The organism is Acidimicrobiales bacterium (assembly GCA_035316325.1).
Classification (GTDB): Bacteria; Actinomycetota; Acidimicrobiia; order Acidimicrobiales; family VFJN01; genus DASXTK01.
Genome location: DATHJB010000207.1, coordinates 1 through 7,316 on the forward strand (window position 1 = coordinate 1; position 7,316 = coordinate 7,316).

Sequence of the window (7,316 nt, forward strand, 5' to 3'; positions counted from 1 at the left end):
GCATCGTACATGTGTTCCCCTCCCATAACCACCATTTTCTTGCCCACCAACAATCCCGCACGCGTAATCTGACGCCATGTCAGATCCGGCGCTGGTGGTGGAGCGGGACGGGCACGTGGTCACGCTCACGTTGAACCGTCCCGAGAAGAAGAACGCCTTCAACTGCGAGATGCTGTGCCGTCTCGCCGACGCCTGGGACATGGTCGACGCCGATCCCGACGTGCGGGCCGTCATCCTCACCGGCGCCGGGGGCAACTTCTCCGCCGGGGCCGACCTCGACCGCCTCGTCGGCGCCCTCCTGTCCGGCAAGCCCGCCGAGGACGAGTTCGAGGAGCGCATCCGCAGCGACTTCTCCCTCATCTACAAGGGGTTCCTCAAGGAGCACCGGGTCGCCACGCCGCTGATCGCCGCGGTCGAGGGCTACTGCTACGCCGGCGGCATGGAGATCCTGCAGGCGCTCGACCTGCGGGTCGCGGCAGAAGGCGCCAAGTTCGGCCTCACCGAGGTCCAGCGCAGCCTCTTCCCCATGGCCGGCTCCACCGTCCGCCTGCCCCGACAGATCCCCTGGACCACGGCGATGGAGATGCTCATCACCGGCGACCCCATCACCGCCCAGCGCGCCTACGAGGTGGGCCTCGTCGGCCACGTCGTCGGCGACGGCGATGCCGTCGGCAAGGCCATGGAGCTCGCCGACCGCATCGCCCGCAACGGCCCCCTCGCGGTGAAGGCCATCAAGGCCGCGGTGTGGGAGTCGGAGTCGGTGCCCGAGGGCCAGGCCTTCGCCCGTGAGCTGGAGCTCGGCATGGAGGTCATGGCCTCCAACGACGCCAAGGAGGGGCCCCGCGCCTTCGTCGAGAAGCGCGAGCCCAAGTTCACGGGGACGTGACCGGATGCTCCACGGGGGGACCGGGGGGACCGGGGAGACCTGGAGGAGGAACGGTGGAACCCGGAGGAGGGGCGTCGGAGCGCAGCGCCAGGTAGACGGCGCGCACGGAGAACGTCGAGCGCATCTGGTCCGTGAGCTCCGACATGAACTCGTCGCGGTAGGTGGCGTCGACCAGCATCGCCACCGAGTAGTAGAGGCCCGAGAAGGCCGCGATCCCGAACGCCGCCCGCAGCAGCTGCTCGGTGACCACCACCCGCTGGTGCGGCTCGCTGCCCATCACGTCGAGCGTGAACACCGGGTCGGCGGGCTTGCCGGTCCACTCCGCCACCACGTCGCCGTCGACCAGCAGCGCGCCGACAGTGCAGAAGAACAACCACACCAGGCTCGACACCAGCAGGATCTGCAGCGCCTGGCTCACCAGGATCACCAGCGACAGGTTCACCCGCTGCACCTTGCTGAGCGGCTGCCCCGCCAGGTCGACCGTGTTCTCGACGTCCTGCACGCCGTTCGGCAGGCGCACCACCAGGAACAACAGCCCGAGCAGCACGAACAGCACCACGGTGGCGCCCAGGCGGCGACCCGAGATCGTGTTGAAGATCTGCCAGATCTCCGTGGCGAAGAACGACAGCAGGCCGAAGAACAGGATCAGCGGCAGCGCCCGCACCAGCAGCGTCAGCGAGGCCGAGAGCTGGGAGAACAGCCGGGCGCCGGCCCAGCGGACGATCGACAGCACGCCGAAGCCGACCACCAGCCACACCAGCAGCACCAGGGAGAGGTTGGTGGCCATCGTCCCGAGGGCGCTGCCCACCTGGCCGCCGAACACGACCGGCAGCAGCGACGGGATCAGCAGGAAGGCGGCCAGCTCGGGCAGCCCCAGGCGCCGGGGCAGCGCGAGGAACGGGCGACCCCGCCAGCGGTTGAGCAGCCCGAACAGCGCCAGCAGCAGGCCGAGCCCGCCGAGGAACGACAGGGTGTTCAGCCACCACGGCCAGTCGAGGTTCATCGCCCCCAGCACCTCGACGAACGCCACGAAGACGAAGAAGGGGAGCGCCCGGGTGAAGATGTCCTCGGTCGCCGAGTAGCCCTCGATCAGCAGCGGCAGGCCGGCCCGGCGCAGCTGCCGCTCACATCTCGCCAGCTCGACGGCTTCGTCCGTTGTCGCTTCGCTCACATCACCACCTGAGGAGACCAACGATGCTCTCGCCGCTCGACGACTACCCCATCCATCAGATCGCGGAGCCTATTCGTCGGGTCGGGACCAGCGACCGCAACTTCTACGACCGCTACTACTTCAACTGCATGCCCCTCGACCCGGACGAGGACCTGTTCCTCGTCACCGGCATGGGGCAGTACCCGAACCTGGGGGTGGCCGACGCCTTCGCCGTCGTCGTCCACGACGGGGTCCACCGGGTGGTGCGCTCGTCCCGCGCGCTCGGGCTCGACCGGATGGACACCACCGTCGGTCCGTTCTCCGTCGGCGTCATCCAGGGGCTGCAGGAGCTGCGGTTCCGCCTCGACGCCGCCGAGACCGACACCGGCGCCGCCACCACCCTGGAGTTCGACCTCACCTGGACCGGCGCCCACCACCCCATCGAGGAGCCGCGGCACCGCGACCGCGACGCCGTCGGACGCATCTTCCTCGACGCCTGCCGCATGGCCCAGATGGGCAGCTGGGCGGGGACGGTCACCATCGACGACCGCACCTGGGAGGTGACCCCCGACCGCTGGTGGGGCTCCCGGGACCGTTCGTGGGGCATCCGGCCGTCGGGCGAGCCCGAGCCGGCCGGCATCACCGCCCACCTCCCGGGCGCCGGCTTCAACTGGCTGTACGTGCCGGTGCGCTTCGACGACGAGTCGGTGTTCGTCATCTGCCAGACCCGCAACGACGGCTCCCGCGTGCTGGAAGAGGCCGTCCGGGTGTGGCGGACCGACCAGAGCGAGGGGATCGAGCACCTCGGCCGTCCCGAGTACGACCTGACCTGGGATGCCGACCACCGCTTCGTCGAGAGCGCCGTGGTGCAGGCGGGCAAGGTGCGGCTCGACGTGCGGCCCCGCCGGCCCGTCCACCTGGGCGTGGGCACCGGCTACGGGTTCGACGCCGAGTGGCGCAACGGCCGCTACGTCGCCGATCTGGTGGTGCAGGAGCGCCAGTGGGACCTACGCACCGAGGAGGGCCGCGCCCCCATGTGGGGCATCGTCGACTCGTCGGCCGAGGTGACGATGGACGGCAAGGTCGGCCACGGGCTCTTCGAGTACATGTTCCTGTGAGACGTGCTACGCCGGAGTGGCATGGATGCGACGAAGCTCACCGCCGAGGTCTGGGCCGGCCTCGGGGGTGACGACGCCGACCTGCGCCGGCTGACCATCACGGGGCCGGCACACGTCCTGCCCTCGGTGTTCCCGGCGACGGCCGTGGCCACGGCGACGGTGGCGGCGGCCACACTCGGGGTCGCCCGGCTGTGGCGTCCCGGCGGGGGACCGGACGCATTGCCCCAGGTGGCGGTCGACACCCGGCACGCCGCGATCGCCTGCCACAGCGAGCGCTACGTGGAGGTGGTAGGCCACGACCTGGGCGAGCTGTGGAGCTCGATCGCCGGTGTCTACGCCGCGGCCGACGGGTGGATCCGCCTGCACACCAACTTCCGGGCCCACCGGCGGGCGGCGCTGGCGACCCTCGGGCTCGACGACGACGGCGACCCCCGGCCCGACCGGAGCGCGGTCGGCACCGCCGTGGCCAGGTGGAAGGCCGTCGACCTGGAGGACGCCATCTACGCCGCGGGCGGGTGCGCCGCGGCCCTGCGCTCGGCCGACGAGTGGCTGGCGTCGGAGCCCGCCGCCGCGGTCGGGGCGCAGCCGCTGGTGGCGATCACCCCGCTGGGTGACGCGCCGCACCCCGGCCCCAAGGCGTCGTCGCCGGGCAACGGCCCGCTGGCGGGGCTGCGGGTGCTCGACCTGACCCGGTCGATCGCCGGTCCGGTGGCCGGGCGGTTCCTGGCCGCCTACGGCGCCGACGTGCTGCGGATCGACGCCCCGCCGGGCGACGACAGCCGCATCCTGATCGCCGACACGACGGTGGGAAAGCGCTCGGCGCTGCTCGACCTCCACGACCCCGCGGCCCGCGAGCAGTTCGAGCAGTTGGTGGCCGACGCCGACGTGGTGCTGTGCGCGTACCGGCCGGGCGCGCTCGACGGCCTGGGCTACGGGCCCGCGGCGCTGGCAGCCCTGCGTCCGGGCCTGGTGGTGGCGACGTTGTCGGCCTACGGCGACCGGGGGCCGTGGGGCGACCGGCGGGGCTTCGACAGCCTGGTGCAGATGGCGACCGGCATCGCGGAGGTGGGTCGGTGCGCGGCCGGTTCCGACACGCCCGTGCCGCTGCCGGTGCAGCTGCTCGACCACGCCTCGGGCTACCTGCTGGCGGCCGGGGTGGCGTCGGCCCTGGCTCGGCGGCAGGCGGGCGGCGGCTCCTGGCACGTGCGCGTCGCCCTGGCCCGCACGGCGACCTGGCTGCTGGGCCTGCCCCACACGGGTGCCCTCGACGTGCCCGGGCTCCCGTCCGAGCTGCCCGACGACGTCGCCGTCGACCTCCACGGCCCGCTCGGCCACAGCCGCCACGTCGCCTGCCCGGGCGCGATCGTCGGCGCCGCACCGTCCTGGCGCTCCGGCCCCGTCCCCCTCGGCAGCTCCGAAATTGCGTTCGAAAACCCGCACATAGCGGGCTGATCGACGCAATTTCCCAGTCAGAGCAGGGCGCGCACCGTGTCGATGGTGTCGGCCTCGGACGGGTCCTTGTCGGGGCGGTAACGGCGGACCCGGGCGAAGCGGAGCGCGACCCCGCCGGAGTAACGCGTCGACTTCTGCGCGCCGTCGAGCGCGATCTCGACCACCAGCTCGGGCCGGACGTGGACGACCCACTCGTCACGCCCCTTGTCCTCGCCGACCGCCAGCTCCTGGAACTTCTCCGTCTGCCAGGTGAGCAGCTCGTCGGTGAGACCCTTGAAGCACTTGCCGACCATCACGAACTCGCCGGGTCGCTCCGGGTCCCGGGCGGCGAGGTGCAGGTTCGACAGCCAGCCCTGCCGGCGCCCGTGACCCCACTCGGCGGCCAGTACCACCAGGTCGAGGGTCCGGACCGGCTTCACCTTGCGCCACGCCCCACCCCGTCGCCCGGCCTCGTACGGCGACCCGGCCGCCTTCACCATCACGCCCTCGTGGCCGACGTCCAGCGCCTCGTCGAGCACCGCCTGGGCCACGACAGGATCCGACGTGATCTGCCCCGGGATGCGCCACGGCCCCACCACCTGCTCCAGCCGCAGCAGCCGCTCCACCAGTGAGAGGTCGAGCAGGTCTTCGCCGTCGAGGTGGAGGATGTCGAAGAAGCGGGCGTCGAGGTCGCCGATCGGCGCCGTGGCCAGGTCGCCGGGGTTCACCGGGTTCTCGGGAACCTCGGGCGTGGCCGAGCGACGCCCGAAGCGGCTCATCGTGTGCTGGAAGCGGTCGGGACGCTCGCCGTCCTCGTCGCCCCAGCCGATCGCCTCGCCGTCGAGCACGACCTGCTGCAGCGGCAGCCCCCGGATGAGGTCGACGATGCCCGGCAGCCGCGACGTGACGTCGTTGAGGTTGCGGGTGTAGATCCGCACCTCGTCGCCGGCCCGGTGGACCTGGATGCGGGCGCCGTCGAGCTTCCACTCCACCGACGCCGCTCCGCCCACCAGCTCCAGCGCCTCCGCCACGCTCTCGGCGGTCTGCGCCAGCATCGGCTGCACCGGCCGCAGCAGCGCCAACCGCACCGCCGCCAGCCCGGCCTCGCCGTCGCGCCGGGCGATCACGGCGACGCGGGGCAGGTCGCCCGCCAGCATCGCCGCCCGCCGGACCGCGGCCAGGGGCACGTCGGCGGACTGGGCGACGGCGTCGGTCACGATCCCCGCCAGTGCCCCCTGACGCAGCTCGCCCACCAGCAGCCGGCCCAGGAACCACTGCTCGGCGGCGGTGGCCCGCTCGTACAACCCGGTGAGGGTCGCCGCCCGGAGCGCCTGCGAGCCCGGACCGCCGATGCCGGCCAGCTCGGTGAACGTGCGGTCGACGTCGAGGATCCCGAGGCTCGGCTGGTCGTCGGGCGCCGGCGGGACCTCCAGCTGCGACACCGTCCGCCAGCCCACGCCGATCTTCCCCTGCCGCGGCTCGCCCGTGATGCAGGCGACGGCGACCGGCAGCTCCTCCACGTCGACCCGCCGCAGCAGGTCGGCGATGGTGGCGATCTTGCGCGACCGCGCCCGGGTCGACGCCACCTCCTGGGACGCAGCGACCACCTCGGCGAACAGCATGACCGGGGAACCTACCCGGCAGGGCAGAATCACTCCCCGTGGACTTCGCGACGATGATGGACCTCGAGCCCCGCGGCATCGACGCCTGGGTGGGCGAGGGGCCCCGGTACCCGTGGGGCGGCCTGTACGGCGGCCAGATCGTGGCGCAGGCCCTGCAGGCGGCGGCGCTCACGGTCGATCCCCGCTTCCGGCCGCACTCGCTGCACGCCTACTTCATCCGGCGGGGCGACCACAGCCAGCCCATCCGGTTCGAGGTCGACCGGGTGCGCGACGGCGGCTCGTTCGTCACGCGGGCGGTGGTGGCCCGGCAGTCGATGGGGGCGATCCTCAACATGTCGGCGTCGTTCCAGGTGGCCGAGGCCGCGGTCGAGGTGCAGACGGTGTCGCTGGCGCCCGACCTCCCCCGGGCCGATGCGCTGCGGTCGGAGGGCTGGGGCGAGATCTTCGACCGGCGGCTGGCGCCGGCGTCGGTGCGGGGCCGGGTCGACGGCTGGCTGCGCGCCCTCCAGCCCATTGGCGAGGACCCCGTCCGCCAGGCCTGCGCGCTGGCCTACCTGTCCGACGACCTGCCCACTGACGCCGCCATCTCGCTCCACCCGGAGCACGTCCAGTCCGACTCCGGCGACGACTTCTACAGCCGCTTCTTCTCCGCCAGCCTCGACCACGCCGTCTGGTTCCACCGGCCGTTCGACGCGTCCCGGTGGCTGGCCCAGTCGTTCACCTGCCATGGCCTGATGGGCTCCCGCGGCCTGACCGTCGGCCACGTCTTCACCGAGGACGGCGCCCACGTGGCGAGCGTGTCGCAGGAGGTCCTGGTGCGGGAGATCAGGCCGAGGGGCCCGAGGTGACGGTCGCCAGGATCTCCGGCCAGTGGGTGAGCGGGAGGTAGTGGCCGGCGCCGGGGACCACCCGGAGCGCGGCGGTCCGTAGGCGCCCGGCGTACCACTCCCCGAACGCCGGCGGCGTCACCTGGTCGTCGGCGCCGTACCAGAGCTGCACCGGCACGGCGATGTCCCGCAGGTCGACGCGGAGCGGCCGCACCTGGTCGACCAGGTCGGCCTCGACGCCGGCGAGCCCCAGCCGCACCGCCTCCACGAGCCCGTCGGCCA

The 7,316-nt window shown here is 72.7% G+C and carries 7 protein-coding genes; 4 read left to right on the plus strand and 3 right to left on the minus strand.

Annotated elements, in window-relative coordinates:
* The first annotated feature begins 76 nt into the window (after window positions 1–76).
* A complete protein-coding gene (locus tag VK611_26820; protein HMG44975.1) occupies window positions 77–886 on the plus strand; it encodes a crotonase/enoyl-CoA hydratase family protein in 810 nt (269 codons plus the stop codon).
* Here the strand turns inward: VK611_26820 and VK611_26825 are convergent.
* Window positions 873–2,057, minus strand: a complete 1,185-nt coding sequence (locus VK611_26825; GenBank protein HMG44976.1) for a hypothetical protein — start codon at window positions 2,055–2,057, stop codon at window positions 873–875. The two genes, VK611_26820 and VK611_26825, sit on opposite strands and share 14 nt — an antisense overlap.
* Window positions 2,058–2,080: 23 nt before the next feature.
* Between VK611_26825 and VK611_26830 the strand changes: the two genes are divergently transcribed.
* Together VK611_26830 and VK611_26835 are read left to right on the plus strand one after the other, a co-directional pair.
* Window positions 2,081–3,154, plus strand: coding sequence for a hypothetical protein (locus VK611_26830; GenBank protein HMG44977.1), 1,074 nt, complete (start codon window positions 2,081–2,083; stop codon window positions 3,152–3,154).
* 21 nt (window positions 3,155–3,175) lie between these two features.
* Entirely contained in the window at window positions 3,176–4,606 is a 1,431-nt protein-coding gene (locus VK611_26835) for a CoA transferase (protein HMG44978.1), read from the plus strand.
* A 17-nt stretch (window positions 4,607–4,623) separates the two neighbouring features.
* On the opposite strand, the gene VK611_26840 is transcribed toward VK611_26835, so the two are convergent.
* Window positions 4,624–6,207: an ATP-dependent DNA ligase gene (locus tag VK611_26840; GenBank protein HMG44979.1), complete on the minus strand. Its 1,584-nt coding sequence runs from the start codon at window positions 6,205–6,207 to the stop codon at window positions 4,624–4,626.
* Between the two features lie 38 nt (window positions 6,208–6,245).
* Here VK611_26840 and VK611_26845 point away from each other — a divergent pair, with 38 nt between their 5' ends.
* Window positions 6,246–7,055, plus strand: coding sequence for an acyl-CoA thioesterase domain-containing protein (locus tag VK611_26845; GenBank protein HMG44980.1), 810 nt, complete (start codon window positions 6,246–6,248; stop codon window positions 7,053–7,055).
* Here VK611_26845 and VK611_26850 read toward each other — a convergent pair.
* Window positions 7,033–7,316 (minus strand): alpha/beta hydrolase (locus VK611_26850; GenBank protein HMG44981.1); only part of this gene is annotated, 284 nt, incomplete at its 5' end. The genes VK611_26845 and VK611_26850 overlap by 23 nt on opposite strands.

What these genes read in the sequence shown, in the direction of transcription:
- VK611_26840 (HMG44979.1), bottom strand. Translation starts at nt 6,207, where the DNA reads ATGCTGTTCGCCGAGGTGGTCGCTGCGTCCCAGGAGGTGGCGTCGACC.
- VK611_26835 (HMG44978.1), top strand. Translation starts at nt 3,176, where the DNA reads ATGGATGCGACGAAGCTCACCGCCGAGGTCTGGGCCGGCCTCGGGGGT.
- VK611_26820 (HMG44975.1), top strand. Translation starts at nt 77, where the DNA reads ATGTCAGATCCGGCGCTGGTGGTGGAGCGGGACGGGCACGTGGTCACG.
- VK611_26830 (HMG44977.1), top strand. Translation starts at nt 2,081, where the DNA reads ATGCTCTCGCCGCTCGACGACTACCCCATCCATCAGATCGCGGAGCCT.